This window comes from Paracoccus sp. J56 (assembly GCF_019633685.1).
In the GTDB taxonomy this organism is placed as follows: domain Bacteria; phylum Pseudomonadota; class Alphaproteobacteria; order Rhodobacterales; family Rhodobacteraceae; genus Paracoccus; species Paracoccus kondratievae.
The window spans coordinates 42,432-56,018 of the sequence record NZ_JAFL01000017.1; the positions used below are offsets into that span (position 1 = coordinate 42,432).

Consider the following 13,587-nt stretch of genomic DNA (forward strand, 5'->3'; position numbering starts at 1 on the left):
ATTGGGCGGAAAATTCGCCGGGGTTATAGGGGCGCGGGCCGGTAATGTCTATCAACCCGGCACAACCGCAGCATTGACCGCCAGCGCCAGCAGCACCGTATTGTAAAAGAACGAAAAGACCGAGTGAAACAGCGTCACCCGTCGCATTCGGGTGCTTAGCGCCGTTACATCCGCGGTCTGCGCTGCCATCCCCAGGGTAAAGCTGTAATAAAGAAAGTCCCAGATATCCGCGTCGCCCTGTGGCGCAAGGCCGGGAAAACCAAGATCGCGCGCCTCGGTCCCGTGGGGGCCGCGCCCATACCAAAGCCGGGCATAGTGAAAGCCCATGACCGTATGGACCATCAGCCAGCCCAGCGGAACCCAGGCAAGCGCCAGTGCCGGACGCAGTGCGAGCCCCGCGTGGGGAGCACGGATGGTCATCAGGATCGCGACCAGGCTGATCGCCACTGTCCCGATTGCCAGCGGAACGATCAGCACCATACCTTCATCATCACTATCGGCCTGATGGCGCATGGCCCGCGCGTCGATGCCACGCATCAGCAACCCGGTCAGCACCAGATAAGTCGTGCAAAACAGGACCGAAAAGATCAGCAGCCGGTCGACGATCTGTAACCGGTACAACCCCAGACCTGCTGCCAGCCCCAGCGCAAAGCTAAACAGAAAACGCCGGTGACGGCGCAGGTCCTGCAGCATCACACCGGCGTTTGCTGGTGTTGCAGGATGCGCCAGTCGCCAGCGCGCTGAATCCAGGTGGTGGTGCAGAAGGCGCGATATGTGTCTGCCCCCGCGCGGCGGGCGGTAGCGTGATAGGCAAGCACGCAGACATCATCGGTCTCGATACTGGCCCGTTCGGTCATCGTGATCTCCTGCCAGCGCGGCGCGGCCTGCAACGCGGCAATCGCCGCCGTGCGGTCAAGGATGCCGGTCCGGGGAAATGCCATCAGGCAAGAGGTGTCAAGCTTGCGCCCCGCCTCGGCCACGCCCGCCAGCCAGAATTCGCGCTCTTCGCGCCAAAGCTCATCCGCCATCGCCAATCCCCTCCACCCTGATCGGGCTGATTTTCCAGCCACGGCTTTCCAGCAGGCGCAGCACGCCCTTTTCGCCGGGCAGATGCAGGGCGCCGAAACCGGCGACGACGCCCTTGCCCTGTTCGGCGGCTGCCGCCGCGGCCTTTTCAAGCGGTTCAATCCAGCGGGCGTTGCGCTGGTTCAACATCCTGTCCTGCGCCATCTCTGTCTGGGCGTCCACCTCGGCCCGGGACAGGCCCGAGTTGTAATAGGCGTTAAAGCGCGAGAACTCCAGAATCAGCCAGCCGTTCTCTGCAAAATAGGTCTCGGTCATGGTCACGGTATAGTCGTCGGCATGTTCGGCGGCGGGCATACCAGCGCGGATCATGTCCTCTTCCTCGCGCGGGGTCATGCCCTCGAACACGGTGAACAGGGCGTTCCAGGGTTCCAGCGCCTGCACCGGGACATCGGCCGCCTCGGCCTTTCGGATCAGCAGCCGGTCCAGCCCGTCCAGACCGTCGCCGTCTTGCATCATCCGTTGCATGCAGGGCGACACCCCAAGCATGACCGCGACATACCAGGGCCGCATCCGGCTGGCGTTGACGGGCGGTACGCCCCGCTTTTCCAGCGCCGAGGACAGTGCCTGCCACTCATCCTCGCTCAGCCGCTCGGGCAGGGTCGGCCCTTCGGCGTTGACAAGCAGCGCCACATCCGACGAGAGGGCCTTGGTCAGCAGGGCCTCTTCCTCGGGGCCGGCCTCGACCAGCAGTTTGGCTGCGGCCCCGATCTCGGGGGTGAAGTGCCGCAAGATCAGGTCGTGGCGCGGATCGGGAAAGTGATAGGTGCCGATCAGGGTGATGCGCTGATCACCTTTTTCCGCGCGCCAGAACAGACCATGCGCATAGGGTACCCCCTCGACCGCCGCCTGCATCTCGGCCATCCGCTCGGGCGGCAACTGGTCAAAGAGGTTTTGCCCGACGCATTCCTGTGCCGCTGCCGGCAGGGCCAGTGTTGCGGCGACAAAAAGGGCGGTCAAGGTCGGCTTCAGGCGCATGCGTTCGGTTCCCGTATCGTCTGGGGATCAGCATGGCATGGGTGCAGATGCGATGCCAGTCCGGCCGGGCGGTGACAGTTCCTGTGGCAGCGGCGTTCCGGCCAGAACAGCGCGCCAGATCCGTTCGACCTGCGCGGCCTTGGCGTCCCATGTAAAGTCGCGCATTACCCGTGCCTGCGCCCTTGCGGCCATGCCGGGCAGGACCGAAGGATCAGCAGCAATGGCCTGCAACTGCCGGCGTAATTCTGCGACCAGCTCGGCCCGGCTTCCCATGGGGATGCGCAAGCCGGTCGCATCATCGACAAGCTCGCCCGGCCCGGCGTAATCGGCCACCACGGGAACGACGCCAAGCGCCATCGCCTCAAGGACGACGCCGCCCCCGAATTCGCGCACTGAGGGAAAGACCAGCAATTGCGCCCGGGCTGCGACGCCCTGAACCTCTTCATGCGCCAGCCAGCCGTGAAAGCGGACCGCCTGCCCTGCGCCTTCGCGCGCGACAAGATCGCGCAGCGCACCGGCCTGCGGCCCGTCGCCAACGATGTCGAGCACCAGCTTTCCGGCCCGCAGCAGGGGCAATGCTGCCTCGATCGCCATATCCGCGCCCTTGTAGGGCACGAGCCGGCCAATGAAGCAACCCCGCAGCGGCAGGGTACCCGGTTGCGGGGCAGTCAGGCTGAAACGCGCCGGGTCGATGGCGTTTTCGGGCAGCCAGACTGCCTTGCTGTGATGGCGCGCAGGGATCTCGTTGCGGGTGTGAAGCGAGCCGCAGATGATCGCCGAGGCATCGCGCAGCATCGCCCCCCTGCCCGGCAACGCCCGATAAGCGCCCCGAACGTAAGAGAGCCATTCTTTCTCGCGTTGTCTTTCGCTGTCGAAACCTTTGGGCCATGGCACGCCGCCGTTCAGCGGGCCAAGGACAAAGGGCACGCCAGCCTGACGGCAACGCGGGGCAAGCAGACTGTTTGCAGTCGGCGTCAACGGCGTCACGCGGTGCACGATGTCATATGCGCCGGCGCGGATCTGTGGGCCAAAAGCGCGCCAGACCAGCCGTTCAAAATAGCCATAGCCAAGGGTCGAGATGGCGGTCTTTATCGTCCAGCCGACGCCCTTGCCCATGCTTAGCCGTTCGGCCAGCCTCCACATCGGCGCAGCCAGTTTCTCGCTGTCGATGGCGGTAAAATCCCGCCCCTCGATCAGGCCGGCGCGCAGGATGGCCTCTCGGTTGCGGACCTGAGTGACGATATGGACATCGGCGACGCGGCGCAGGGCGTTGGCCAAAGACCAGCCGACCAGCGGCACCGAAACCCATTCGGGGTTGGCCGCTTCGGCGATGACAAGGGCCTTGAGACGCCGTTCCACCATCTTATCCGCCCGAACTGCTTTTCCTTGGGCGTAGCCACGGGGCGGAAACTCCGTCAAGCGGATTTCCAAGTAAAATTTTCCGATGGCAGACCGTTGACAGCTCTGGATTGCCAGCCTAGATGGGCGGCATTGGCACTCACCACAAGCGAGTGCCAACAGCCGCAACACTGCAACCTGAAACACCGGAGTGTTCTACAATGGCTTTCAAACCGCTGCACGACCGCGTTCTGGTCCGTCGCGTCCAGTCAGACGAAAAGACCAAAGGCGGCCTGATCATCCCCGACAGCGCAAAAGAGAAACCGGCCGAAGGTGAGGTCATCGCCGTTGGCGAGGGCGCGCGCAAAGATTCGGGCGAGCTGATCACCCCTGCGGTCAAGGCTGGTGATCGTGTCCTCTTCGGCAAATGGTCGGGCACCGAAGTTACGATCGATGGCGAAGAGCTGCTGATCATGAAGGAAAGCGACATCCTGGGCATCATCGGCTGATCGTCCATTTACGCTAACCCATTCAAGGAGCACCTCAAATGGCTGCGAAAGAAGTCAAATTCAACACCGACGCCCGCGACCGCATGCTGAAAGGCGTGAACATCCTCGCCGATGCCGTCAAGGTGACGCTGGGCCCCAAAGGCCGCAATGTCGTGATCGACAAATCCTTCGGCGCCCCGCGCATCACCAAGGACGGTGTTTCGGTCGCCAAGGAAATCGAACTGGCTGACAAGTTCGAAAATATGGGCGCGCAAATGGTCCGCGAAGTCGCTTCGCGCACCAATGACGAAGCGGGTGACGGCACCACCACCGCGACCGTTCTGGCCCAGGCCATCGTCCGTGAAGGCATGAAGGCGGTTGCCGCCGGCATGAACCCGATGGATCTGAAGCGCGGTATTGATCTGGCCACCGCCAAAGTCGTCGAATCCATCAAAGCCGCTGCCCGTCCGGTCAACGATTCATCCGAAGTCGCCCAGGTCGGCACCATCTCGGCCAACGGTGAAGCCACCATCGGCCAGCAAATCGCCGAAGCCATGCAGCGCGTTGGCAACGAGGGTGTGATCACCGTCGAAGAAAACAAAGGCATGGAAACCGAGGTTGACGTCGTCGAAGGCATGCAGTTCGACCGCGGCTACCTGTCGCCCTATTTCGTGACCAACGCCGACAAGATGGTTGCAGAGCTGGAAGACGCCTACATCCTGCTGCACGAGAAAAAACTCTCGTCGCTGCAGCCGATGGTCCCGCTGCTCGAATCGGTCATCCAGACCCAAAAGCCGCTGCTGATCGTGGCCGAAGACGTCGAGGGCGAGGCTCTGGCCACCCTGGTCGTCAACAAGCTGCGCGGCGGTCTGAAAATCGCTGCCGTCAAGGCTCCGGGCTTTGGTGATCGCCGCAAGGCCATGCTGCAGGACATCGCGATCCTGACCGGCGGTCAGGTGATCTCGGAAGACCTGGGCATGAAGCTTGAGAATGTCACCATCGACATGCTGGGCCGTGCGAAAAAGATCTCGATCAACAAAGACAACACCACCATCGTTGATGGCGCTGGTGACAAGAGCGAGATCGAAGCCCGCGTCAGCCAGATCCGTCAGCAGATCGAAGAAACCACCTCGGACTACGACCGCGAAAAACTGCAAGAGCGCGTGGCCAAACTGGCCGGCGGCGTTGCTGTCATCAAAGTCGGCGGCTTGACCGAGGTCGAGGTCAAAGAGCGTAAGGACCGCGTCGATGACGCTCTGAACGCGACCCGCGCTGCGGTTCAGGAAGGCATCGTTGTCGGTGGCGGCGTTGCTCTGGTTCAGGGTGCCAAGTCGCTGGAGGGTCTGACCGGTGCGAACGCCGATCAGAACGCCGGTATCACCATCATCCGCCGCGCCCTGGAAGCGCCGCTGCGCCAGATCGCCGAAAACGCTGGCGTCGACGGTGCTGTGGTTGCCGGCAAAGTGCGCGACTCGAACGACAAGAGCTTTGGCTTTAACGCTCAGACCGAAGAATATGGCGACATGTTCAAGTTCGGCGTTATCGACCCGGCGAAAGTCGTTCGTACCGCGCTGGAAGACGCCGCCTCGGTCGCTGGTCTGCTGATCACCACCGAAGCGATGATTGCCGAGAAGCCCGAGCCGAAGTCTGCGGCTCCGGCCATGGGCGGCATGGGCGGCATGGACGGGATGATGTAATCACCCGCCTCGCCGATCCGGCAAGGAAAAGGCCGCTCCGTCCGGGGCGGCCTGTTTCATTTGGAGCTGGTAAAGCTGGCAGTCCGATCACGGCAATGCTCGGGCGATCCGCAAGATGTCCCGGTCCCGTCGGGGGAGCAGTAGTTATTTTGTAGTTGTTCACGCCTGAACCTCCTTGGATCACTGCCCATATTTGATAGGTTGCGGCCAGGGGATTGTTCACTTCGTGAATATGGCTCTTCGCCGCAGTGAGGATCACATGTGGGTCGTCACAACTCCTTTGCACATCAAAAAAAGCCGCCCCCGGTCGGAGGGCGGCTGCGGCTTAACGGAAAGGGCGGTTGTCCCCTGCACGCGCGATTTAAAGCTGCGCGGGCCTTTTGTCCTCACCGTCATCATCAGCGGCGATGACCGGGATTACCCCCTGTTTGCTGTCGAACATGATTGCCAGACGGCGTCTGTCTCGTTGTTTTTGCGCGACCTTTCTGCGCGGCGCGCGTCTGCTCTGTGTCTTGGCCATTCTTTTTCTCTTTTCTTTGTTGAATGACGGGCAGTCCTTTCCCTTTTGTCCCGACACTTCGGGGCATTATGGCAAAGCGACTGCATGGGCACACGGGTGCCAGCTTAGGCAAAATGTGTGCTTGCGACCCGGTTCTGAAATCGGCGCAAAGCGCCTATTTCTTTTTACGGGCTTTGGAGGCCAGCGTGCCTTTGGCGGCTTCAGCGGCTTCCTTGGCTAATCTGGCGGCTCGTAGCGTGGCGGTCAACTCCTGCCGACGCTGGGTCTGCTCTTCGATGATCAGCTTGGCTTCTGCGGTGGTACGATCCAGCGCGGTCAAAGGTGCCGGAGCGCGAAAGATTCGATTCAACCTGTCGGTTTTACTGTCGGTCTTGCCTGACATGTGGGCCTCCTTATGATTGGTCCGGCCCGAAACGGGCCGGACCATAGGCCACGATCAGGCCAGCGCGAGGTTGCGCGCCGACTGACGGCCATCGCGGCCGGTTTCGATGTCGAAGGTCACAGCCTGACCATCATCGATGTGATGGATGTTTGCACGTTCGAGCGCCGAGATGTGCAGGAACACGTCCTTGCCGCCATCTGCCGGGGCGATAAAGCCGAAACCTTTGGTGCTGTTGAACCATTTCACGGTGCCATTGGCCATCGTGATGTCTCCTGAATATTAATGTCGCCCGCGACATGCGGCGACCCGGCTCAGTCAGATCGAAACACAGTCTGAAGCCGGAAAGGAGACAGGAATGCGGAAGAAATAACCTAGCCCTTTTAACATGGGCCCCCTTGCAGCAGGTTGCAAGGGGCTATGCATTATTTTCCGGGCCGGGCGGCTATTCCTGATCCCGTTCTGCGAGCGCCAGCCACTCCTCTTCGGCCTTGGCCAGCGCCTGTTGGCGCTCGGCCAGACCTTCGCTTGCTTTGGCGAATTTCTCAGGCGCGGTCTGGAACAGATCGGGCTGGGCAAGGAACTCGCCAAGCTTGCCGATCTCGGCCTCAAGCCGTTCGATGATGGCTGGCAGGGCCTCTAGCCGCTTTTTTTCGCTAAAGCTCAGCCCCGAGCGTTTCGCTGCGGGTTTGGTTGCGGGCTTTTCGGCTGCAGGTGCCGGGGCGGTTTTCCTGGGCTGGGGCGTGGGCGCCTCACTTTCGGGACGCTGCGCACGATAGTCCGACCAGCCGCCGGGATAGATCACCGCACGGCCATCTCCCTCCATCGCCACGGTGGTCGTGGCAACGCGGTCGATAAAATCGCGGTCGTGGCTGACAAGCAGAACCGTGCCGTCATATTCGCCCAGCAGGTCCTGCAAGAGGTCCAGCGTCTCGACATCCAGGTCGTTCGTCGGTTCGTCCAGAACCAGCAGGTTCGAAGGATGCGCCATGATCCGCGCCAGCAGCAGCCGCGCCTTTTCCCCACCCGACAGGCTGCCGACCGGCGCGCGCGCCTGCGCATCGTCAAAAAGGAAATCCTTGAGATAGGCGACGACATGGCGTGGATTGCCGCGCACCATCACCTGATCCGACCGGCCCGAAACCCGCATTGACGGATCCCCCGCCAGCGCATCCCACAGCGTTACGCTGTCGTCGATGGCCGCGCGGGCCTGATCAAACACGGCGATTTCCAGATTGGTGCCGTGCCGGATTTCGCCGCTGTCGGTCGGAATTTCGCCGGTCAGCATCTTGATCAGCGTTGTCTTGCCCGCGCCATTCGGGCCAACAAAAGCCACGCGGTCGCCACGCAACACCCGCAGGTCAAAGGGTTTGAGGATCACCCGCTCACCAAAGGCTTTCGAGATGCCCTTGGCGTCGATCACCCGTTTGCCCGATTGCTGGCCCGCGTCCAGCTCCATCGCCGCTGTGCCCTGCCGGCGGATCTGGCTGGCGCGTTCCTCGCGCAGCGCGGCAAGGGCGCGCAGCCGACCCTGGTTGCGCTTGCGCCGGGCGCTGATGCCCTCGACCGCCCAGCGGGCCTCTGCCCTGATCTTGCGGTCAAGTTTGTGACGGGCCTCATCTTCGGCGGTCCAGACAGTCTCGCGCCAATCCTCGAAATGCTCAAAACCCTTGTCCTGACGGCGTACCTCACCCCGGTCGATCCATAGCGTCGCGCGGGTCAGCGCCCTGAGAAAGGCGCGGTCGTGCGAGATCAGCACGAAAGCTGCCCTGGTCGTCGAAAGCTGCTCTTCCAGCCAGCCGATCGCCTCGATATCCAGATGGTTCGTCGGCTCATCCAGCAGCATCAGATCGGGCGCCTGCGCCAGCATCCTTGCCAGGGCCGCCCGCCGCCGTTCGCCACCCGACGCGGTCGCGACCGGGCGGTCAGGATCGAATTTCACCCCCTCGGCCGCCATTTCGACCCGGTAACCCTCACCCTCGTCCAGACCAGCGCGGGCAAAATCACCAAGCGTTGCAAAGCCCGAAAGGTCGGGGTCCTGCTCCATATAGCCGACCTGAGTGCCGGCGGGGGTGATGACCTCACCGCTGTCAGGCTCGACCAGCCCGGCCATGACTTTCATCAGCGTGGACTTGCCCGAGCCATTGCGCCCGACTAGCGCCAGCCGGTCGCCCTGCTGGACGGTCATGTTCAGCTCGCTGAACACGGGATTGCCCCCGAAGGTCAGCGAAATATCGGTGAGTTGCAAAAGAGGAGCGCGTGCCATGGCCCGCAGATAGGCCGCCCCCGCGCGGCGGTCAACGGGGCGCGTGGTGACCCAGCGTTCCTTGCCGATTTTCTGGCCGCGCTACTACAAAATATTGACAATCCAGACCGCCGGTGGACGCTGGATTCATTCTTAAGCTGAAAAATAGGTTTCAAATGCAGAAAAAACTTCTGGCCGAGGCTATCGGTACTTTCTGGCTTGTTTTCGGTGGTTGCGGCAGCGCGGTTCTTGCAGCGGCCTTCCCCGGGCTTGGTATCGGTTTTACTGGTGTTTCCCTGGCCTTTGGCCTTACCGTCCTGACCATGGCCTATGCCGTGGGCGGCATTTCGGGCGGTCACTTCAACCCGGCCGTTTCGGTCGGCCTGACGGTTGCCGGTCGCTTTCCGGCGGCCAGTCTGCTGCCCTATATCATCGCGCAGCTCGTTGGCGCGATCCTTGCGGCGGCTGTTCTTTACCTGATCGCCTCGGGTAAGGCGGACGTGGATCTGGGTGGTTTTGCTGCGAACGGTTACGGTGAGCACTCGCCGGGCGGTTATGGCACGCTTTCGGCCCTGCTGATCGAAATCGTGCTGACAGCGGGCTTCCTGATCGTGATCCTTGGCGCGACTCACGGCCGCGTTCCGGCAGGCTTTGCCCCGATCGCTATCGGTCTGGCGCTGACGCTGATCCACCTGATCTCGATCCCGGTGACCAATACTTCGGTAAACCCTGCACGCTCGACCAGCCAGGCGATCTTTGCCGGGGGCTGGGCGCTGCAACAGCTGTGGCTGTTCTGGGTCGCGCCGATCGTAGGGGCCGTGATCGGCGCCCTGCTGTGGAAAGGCGCGGGCGAACAGAACTGACGCCTCTGCCTGCGGGCATCGGCCTGCGCATGCCCCGAAACCGGGGCATGCTGCGGCGATTGGACATTGCGGCCTTGCACCCTTATTCATGGGATCAGGCCGATGCCCCGCATCATTCACACCGTCCTTTGCCAGCCATCGCCAGCCGGACCGATCACAAGACAGGAAAGCCCCATGTCCCAGCCGATCATCCAGTCCCGCTGCAGCGTTGCGACCACCAACGGCAGCCGCTATCTGCAACAGCTGTGCAAACACTGGGCACATAAGTTCGAGGTCGAGTTCGACGCCGAACGCGGCCGCATCGCCATGCCCGAAGATCGTGTCGTGATATTGACCGCCACGCCCCAGACGCTTGAGATCCGGCTGGATGCGCCCGGGGACACGACCGAACACATGCGGCATATCGTGGATAGTCACATTGCCCGCTTTGCCTTTCGTGAAGAGCTGAGCTTTGACTGGCAAACCGCGTAAGGGCGGTTGCCGCGCCCTGCCCGCACCGTTAATCTGCGGCGGTCAGAGAAGGCCGAGGCATGAGCGTAAGCGAACGGAATTATCAGGTACTGGCGCGGAAATACCGCCCCGAAACCTTCGCCGATCTGGTCGGCCAGGATGCGATGGTGCGGACGCTGAAGAACGCCTTTGCCGCCGATCGCATCGCGCAGGCCTTTATCATGACCGGCATCCGTGGCACCGGCAAAACGACCACCGCCCGCATCATTGCCAAGGGGCTGAGCTGTATCGGCCCTGATGGTCAGGGCGGCCCGACGACCGAACCATGCGGCACCTGCGAACATTGCGTGGCGATCTCTGAGGGTCGCCATGTCGACGTGATGGAGATGGACGCCGCCTCGCGGACTGGCGTCAGCGACATCCGCGAAATCATCGAATCGGTGCACTATCGCGCGGCTTCGGCGCGCTACAAGATCTATATCATCGACGAAGTGCATATGCTCTCGACCAGCGCCTTCAACGCGCTGCTCAAAACGCTGGAAGAGCCGCCGCCGCATGTGAAATTCATCTTTGCCACGACAGAAATCCGCAAGGTTCCGGTGACGGTTCTGTCGCGCTGTCAGCGTTTTGACCTGCGCCGGATCGAGCCCGAGGTGATGATCGCGCTTTTGCGCAAGATCGCCGGGCGCGAGGGGGCAGAGATCACCGATGACGCGCTGGCGCTGATCACCCGCGCGGCCGAGGGTTCGGCCCGGGACGCGACCAGCCTGCTTGATCAGGCGATCAGCCATGGCGCCGGCGAAACCACCGCTGCGCAGGTTCGCGCCATGCTGGGGCTGGCCGACCGTGGGCGGGTACTTGACCTCTTTGACATGATCCTGCGCGGCGCTGCAGCCGAGGCTTTGGCCGAGTTGCAGGCCCAATACGCCGATGGCGCCGATCCGCTCGCCATCCTGCGCGATCTGGCCGAGATCACGCATTGGGTCTCGATCGTAAAAATCACCCCCGAGGCGCTTGAGGACCCGACCGTCGGCCCTGATGAACGCGCGCGGGGCCAGCAGATCGCTCAAAAAGTGCCGATGCGGGTGCTGACGCGACTGTGGCAGATGCTGCTGAAGGCGCTGGAAGAGGTCGGAAATGCGCCGAATGCGATGATGGCCGCTGAAATGGCGATCATCCGCCTGACCCATGTCGCCGACCTGCCCGACCCCGAGGCGCTGATCCGCAAGGTGCAGGCCAGTGCCGCTGCGGGCGAGTTCAACCGCAGCGCCCCCCCTTCCGCGCAGCGCAGCGAGGGTCCGCGGGCCGCCGCACCGCGAGCGCCGATTGCGGTGCAGCAAAACGGCAGCGCCACCGCGCTGGCAGTTTCGCCTGATGCGCTGGCGGGGTTCCCGGATTTTCAGTCTGTGGTCGAGCTGATCCGCCGTATGCGCGACATGAAGCTGCTTCTCGATGTCGAGGATCACCTCCGTCTCGTGCGCTATTCTCCGGGCCGGATCGAGTTTCAGCCGACCGATAACGCGCCGCGCGACTTTGCCCAGCGTCTGGCCGAACGACTGCGCGGCTGGACGGGCGGGCAACGCTGGGCGGTCATCGTGACCTCTGATCCCGGCCAGCCCACAATCAGCGAGGCGCGCGCCGCACGCGAGGCCGAGGCCCGCGCCCGCGCCATGGATAACCCGGTGGTGCAGGCTATCTTTGCGTCTTTTCCCAGCGCAAAGATCACCAATGTCCGACCCGCTCCGGCCCCCGAGACGGTTGAAATGACCGCGGGCGAGGATAGATCACCACATGAGCTGACCGAAGGCCCTGTGGCCGAGGTCGAGGAATGGGACCCCTTCGAGGACGAGGATTAAGCGATGTTCAAGGGCCTTGGCGGCATGGGCGATCTGTCGAAAATGATGGAAGCGGCCCAGCAAATGCAGACCAGAATGACCGAGATGCAAGAGGGGCTGAACCGCCTGACCGTTACCGGCGAGGCCGGGGCAGGTATGGTCAAGGCAACCGCCACCGCTAAGGGTGAACTGACGGGCCTCGATATCGACCCTTCCATCTTCAAGGCCGAGGACAAGGAAGTGGTTGAGGACCTGATCCTGGCGGCAATCAAGGACGCGCAGCGCCGCGCGCAGGACAAGGCGGCCGAAGAAATGGCGCGGCTGACCCGCGAACTCGGCTTGCCCGCCGACATGAAGATGCCGTTCTGACCCATGCCGCCCGCCTCCGGCGACGAGATCGAAACCCTGATCGCCGCGATGGCGCGTCTGCCGGGACTTGGGCCGCGGTCCGCTCGGCGCATCGTGCTGCACCTGATCCGCCGCCGCGCGGGGCAAATGGTCCAGCTTGCCACGCTGATGGCCTCCGTGGCGGAAACTGCCCGTGAATGTCTTGTCTGCGGCAATGTCACGCAATCCGATATCTGCCCGATTTGCCAGGACCCGGCCCGTGCTACCGGCGAAATCTGCGTCGTGACCGAGGTCGCCGATCTTTGGGCGCTCGAACGTGGCCGGGCCTTCCACGGCCGCTATCATGTACTGGGAGGCAGCCTCTCAGCACTGGATGAAATCGGCCCCGAGGACCTGCGCATCCCCCGACTGATCCAGCGCATCACCGAGGAAAATATCACCGAGGTGATCCTCGCCCTCTCAGCCACGGTCGAGGGCCAGACCACGGCCCATTACATCGCCGAGGCGCTTGCTCCAACCGGTGTCGCGGTCACCGGACTTGCCCAAGGCGTGCCGATCGGCGGTGAGCTCGACTACCTCGACGACGGCACCATCACCGCTGCGTTACGCGCCCGCCGCAAGCTCTGAATCAGAAAGACGCAGCCACAGCCACGCCCATTCTCTTCAATCAGCTTCTTTCGTGCCGAAATATCCCGGGGGTGCGGGGGCAGAGCCCCCGCGCGGATCAACCAGGTGTCAGGCGTCCAGTTTTTCGATGCTGGTGCCTTGCTTGGCGATCTCAATGCGACGCGGTTTCAGCGCCTCGGGCACTTCGCGGACCAGATCAATGTTCAGCATACCGTCTGCGTGGCTGGCACCTTCGACGCGCACATGATCGGCCAGCGTAAAGCGGCGCTCAAAGGCCCGGGTGGCGATGCCGCGATGCAGGAAAGTGCGGTTTTCATCCTCGGCGGCCTTGCGGCCCGAGACGATGACGGCGCCGTCCCTGACCTCGACATTCAGGTCATCGGCGGAAAAACCGGCAACGGCCAGCGAAATGCAATAAGAGTTTTCGCCGGTCTTTTCGATATTATAGGGTGGGTAGCTGGCGATATCGGCCGACAGAGCCCGGTCCATTACATCAACCATACGATCGAAACCGACTGTGGCACGATAAAGCGGGGTCAGATCAAAATTGCGCATCTTTCGCATCCTTCTTCAAGCGATACAAAGCCTTGCCCCCCGAAGCCGGGCGGGCGGTACTGCCGGCGCCTTTGGGCCCTCCGACAGGAATTCAGATAGGAATGCGAATTTTGGGTTTCAAGCCCACCGGCAAAGCGGCACGGTCAAAGGAGGCAGCGCCACCCTGCCCGCCCCGAAATTC

16 protein-coding genes are annotated in these 13,587 nt (G+C 62.7%); 8 read left to right on the top strand and 8 right to left on the bottom strand.

Going from position 1 to position 13,587, the window contains the following annotated elements:
* Positions 1–51: 51 nt before the first annotated feature.
* Genes M511_RS13235 through M511_RS13250 form a run of 4 tightly spaced genes read right to left on the bottom strand, consistent with a single transcriptional unit; the run spans position 52 to position 3,423 of the window.
* Positions 52–693 (bottom strand): DUF1345 domain-containing protein, encoded by a 642-nt coding sequence (locus M511_RS13235; protein ID WP_085502435.1) that lies wholly within the window; start codon positions 691–693, stop codon positions 52–54.
* The gene (locus M511_RS13240; RefSeq protein ID WP_010396215.1) at positions 693–1,028 is read right to left on the bottom strand and encodes a DUF4440 domain-containing protein; all 336 of its coding nucleotides are present in this window, start codon (positions 1,026–1,028) and stop codon (positions 693–695) included. The genes M511_RS13235 and M511_RS13240 overlap by 1 nt, the downstream gene beginning before the upstream one ends.
* Entirely contained in the window at positions 1,018–2,061 is a 1,044-nt protein-coding gene (locus tag M511_RS13245; protein ID WP_010396217.1) for a TraB/GumN family protein, read from the bottom strand. Before M511_RS13245 ends, M511_RS13240 begins: the two co-directional genes overlap by 11 nt.
* 27 nt (positions 2,062–2,088) lie before the next feature.
* Positions 2,089–3,423, bottom strand: a complete 1,335-nt coding sequence (locus M511_RS13250; RefSeq protein WP_085502436.1) for a glycosyltransferase family 4 protein — start codon at positions 3,421–3,423, stop codon at positions 2,089–2,091.
* A gap of 197 nt (positions 3,424–3,620) precedes the next feature.
* On the opposite strand from M511_RS13250, the gene groES reads away from it, so the two are divergent.
* The 3 genes from groES (at position 3,621) to M511_RS13265 (ending at position 6,131) form a co-directional block, all read left to right on the top strand.
* The gene (gene groES / locus M511_RS13255) at positions 3,621–3,908 is read left to right on the top strand and encodes a co-chaperone GroES (RefSeq protein WP_010396222.1); all 288 of its coding nucleotides are present in this window, start codon (positions 3,621–3,623) and stop codon (positions 3,906–3,908) included.
* A 38-nt stretch (positions 3,909–3,946) separates the two neighbouring features.
* Positions 3,947–5,584: a chaperonin GroEL gene (groL, locus tag M511_RS13260; RefSeq protein WP_010396224.1), complete on the top strand. Its 1,638-nt coding sequence runs from the start codon at positions 3,947–3,949 to the stop codon at positions 5,582–5,584.
* 259 nt (positions 5,585–5,843) lie between these two features.
* Entirely contained in the window at positions 5,844–6,131 is a 288-nt protein-coding gene (locus M511_RS13265) for a hypothetical protein (protein ID WP_085502437.1), read from the top strand.
* Positions 6,132–6,258: 127 nt separating this feature from the next.
* Here M511_RS13265 and M511_RS13270 read toward each other — a convergent pair whose 3' ends face one another.
* From M511_RS13270 to M511_RS13280, 3 genes are all read right to left on the bottom strand, one after another.
* Positions 6,259–6,486: a hypothetical protein gene (locus M511_RS13270; protein WP_010396230.1), complete on the bottom strand. Its 228-nt coding sequence runs from the start codon at positions 6,484–6,486 to the stop codon at positions 6,259–6,261.
* Between the two features lie 54 nt (positions 6,487–6,540).
* Positions 6,541–6,747 (bottom strand): cold-shock protein, encoded by a 207-nt coding sequence (locus M511_RS13275; RefSeq protein WP_010396232.1) that lies wholly within the window; start codon positions 6,745–6,747, stop codon positions 6,541–6,543.
* Positions 6,748–6,928: 181 nt separating this feature from the next.
* Positions 6,929–8,749 (bottom strand): ABC-F family ATP-binding cassette domain-containing protein, encoded by a 1,821-nt coding sequence (locus M511_RS13280; RefSeq protein WP_085502438.1) that lies wholly within the window; start codon positions 8,747–8,749, stop codon positions 6,929–6,931.
* A gap of 155 nt (positions 8,750–8,904) precedes the next feature.
* Here M511_RS13280 and aqpZ point away from each other — a divergent pair, with 155 nt between their 5' ends.
* The 5 genes from aqpZ to recR all read left to right on the top strand — a co-directional run bounded on the left by aqpZ (position 8,905) and on the right by recR (position 12,851).
* Positions 8,905–9,591: an aquaporin Z gene (aqpZ, locus tag M511_RS13285; protein WP_085502439.1), complete on the top strand. Its 687-nt coding sequence runs from the start codon at positions 8,905–8,907 to the stop codon at positions 9,589–9,591.
* Between the two features lie 174 nt (positions 9,592–9,765).
* Positions 9,766–10,062 carry a DUF2218 domain-containing protein gene (locus M511_RS13290; RefSeq protein WP_010396242.1) on the top strand — a complete coding sequence of 99 codons (297 nt, stop codon included), beginning with the start codon at positions 9,766–9,768 and terminating at the stop codon, positions 10,060–10,062.
* A 59-nt stretch (positions 10,063–10,121) separates the two neighbouring features.
* Positions 10,122–11,897, top strand: a complete 1,776-nt coding sequence (locus tag M511_RS13295; RefSeq protein ID WP_085502440.1) for a DNA polymerase III subunit gamma/tau — start codon at positions 10,122–10,124, stop codon at positions 11,895–11,897.
* A 3-nt stretch (positions 11,898–11,900) separates the two neighbouring features.
* Entirely contained in the window at positions 11,901–12,245 is a 345-nt protein-coding gene (locus tag M511_RS13300; RefSeq protein ID WP_010396248.1) for a YbaB/EbfC family nucleoid-associated protein, read from the top strand.
* A 3-nt stretch (positions 12,246–12,248) separates the two neighbouring features.
* Complete coding sequence (gene recR / locus M511_RS13305) at positions 12,249–12,851, top strand: recombination mediator RecR (RefSeq protein WP_085502441.1); 603 nt, start codon at positions 12,249–12,251, stop codon at positions 12,849–12,851.
* Positions 12,852–12,959: 108 nt separating this feature from the next.
* On the opposite strand, the gene M511_RS13310 is transcribed toward recR, so the two are convergent.
* The gene (locus M511_RS13310) at positions 12,960–13,406 is read right to left on the bottom strand and encodes an Hsp20 family protein (RefSeq protein WP_010396253.1); all 447 of its coding nucleotides are present in this window, start codon (positions 13,404–13,406) and stop codon (positions 12,960–12,962) included.
* Between the last annotated feature and the right edge of the window lie 181 nt (positions 13,407–13,587).

Excerpts from the sequence above, each read along its gene's own strand:
- M511_RS13235 (WP_085502435.1), bottom strand. The coding sequence starts at position 693 with ATGCTGCAGGACCTGCGCCGTCACCGGCGTTTTCTGTTTAGCTTTGCG.
- M511_RS13240 (WP_010396215.1), bottom strand. The coding sequence starts at position 1,028 with ATGGCGGATGAGCTTTGGCGCGAAGAGCGCGAATTCTGGCTGGCGGGC.
- M511_RS13245 (WP_010396217.1), bottom strand. The coding sequence starts at position 2,061 with ATGCGCCTGAAGCCGACCTTGACCGCCCTTTTTGTCGCCGCAACACTG.
- M511_RS13250 (WP_085502436.1), bottom strand. The coding sequence starts at position 3,423 with ATGGTGGAACGGCGTCTCAAGGCCCTTGTCATCGCCGAAGCGGCCAAC.
- groES (WP_010396222.1), top strand. The coding sequence starts at position 3,621 with ATGGCTTTCAAACCGCTGCACGACCGCGTTCTGGTCCGTCGCGTCCAG.
- groL (WP_010396224.1), top strand. The coding sequence starts at position 3,947 with ATGGCTGCGAAAGAAGTCAAATTCAACACCGACGCCCGCGACCGCATG.
- M511_RS13265 (WP_085502437.1), top strand. The coding sequence starts at position 5,844 with ATGTGGGTCGTCACAACTCCTTTGCACATCAAAAAAAGCCGCCCCCGG.
- M511_RS13270 (WP_010396230.1), bottom strand. The coding sequence starts at position 6,486 with ATGTCAGGCAAGACCGACAGTAAAACCGACAGGTTGAATCGAATCTTT.
- M511_RS13275 (WP_010396232.1), bottom strand. The coding sequence starts at position 6,747 with ATGGCCAATGGCACCGTGAAATGGTTCAACAGCACCAAAGGTTTCGGC.
- M511_RS13280 (WP_085502438.1), bottom strand. The coding sequence starts at position 8,749 with ATGGCACGCGCTCCTCTTTTGCAACTCACCGATATTTCGCTGACCTTC.
- aqpZ (WP_085502439.1), top strand. The coding sequence starts at position 8,905 with ATGCAGAAAAAACTTCTGGCCGAGGCTATCGGTACTTTCTGGCTTGTT.
- M511_RS13290 (WP_010396242.1), top strand. The coding sequence starts at position 9,766 with ATGTCCCAGCCGATCATCCAGTCCCGCTGCAGCGTTGCGACCACCAAC.
- M511_RS13295 (WP_085502440.1), top strand. The coding sequence starts at position 10,122 with ATGAGCGTAAGCGAACGGAATTATCAGGTACTGGCGCGGAAATACCGC.
- M511_RS13300 (WP_010396248.1), top strand. The coding sequence starts at position 11,901 with ATGTTCAAGGGCCTTGGCGGCATGGGCGATCTGTCGAAAATGATGGAA.
- recR (WP_085502441.1), top strand. The coding sequence starts at position 12,249 with ATGCCGCCCGCCTCCGGCGACGAGATCGAAACCCTGATCGCCGCGATG.
- M511_RS13310 (WP_010396253.1), bottom strand. The coding sequence starts at position 13,406 with ATGCGCAATTTTGATCTGACCCCGCTTTATCGTGCCACAGTCGGTTTC.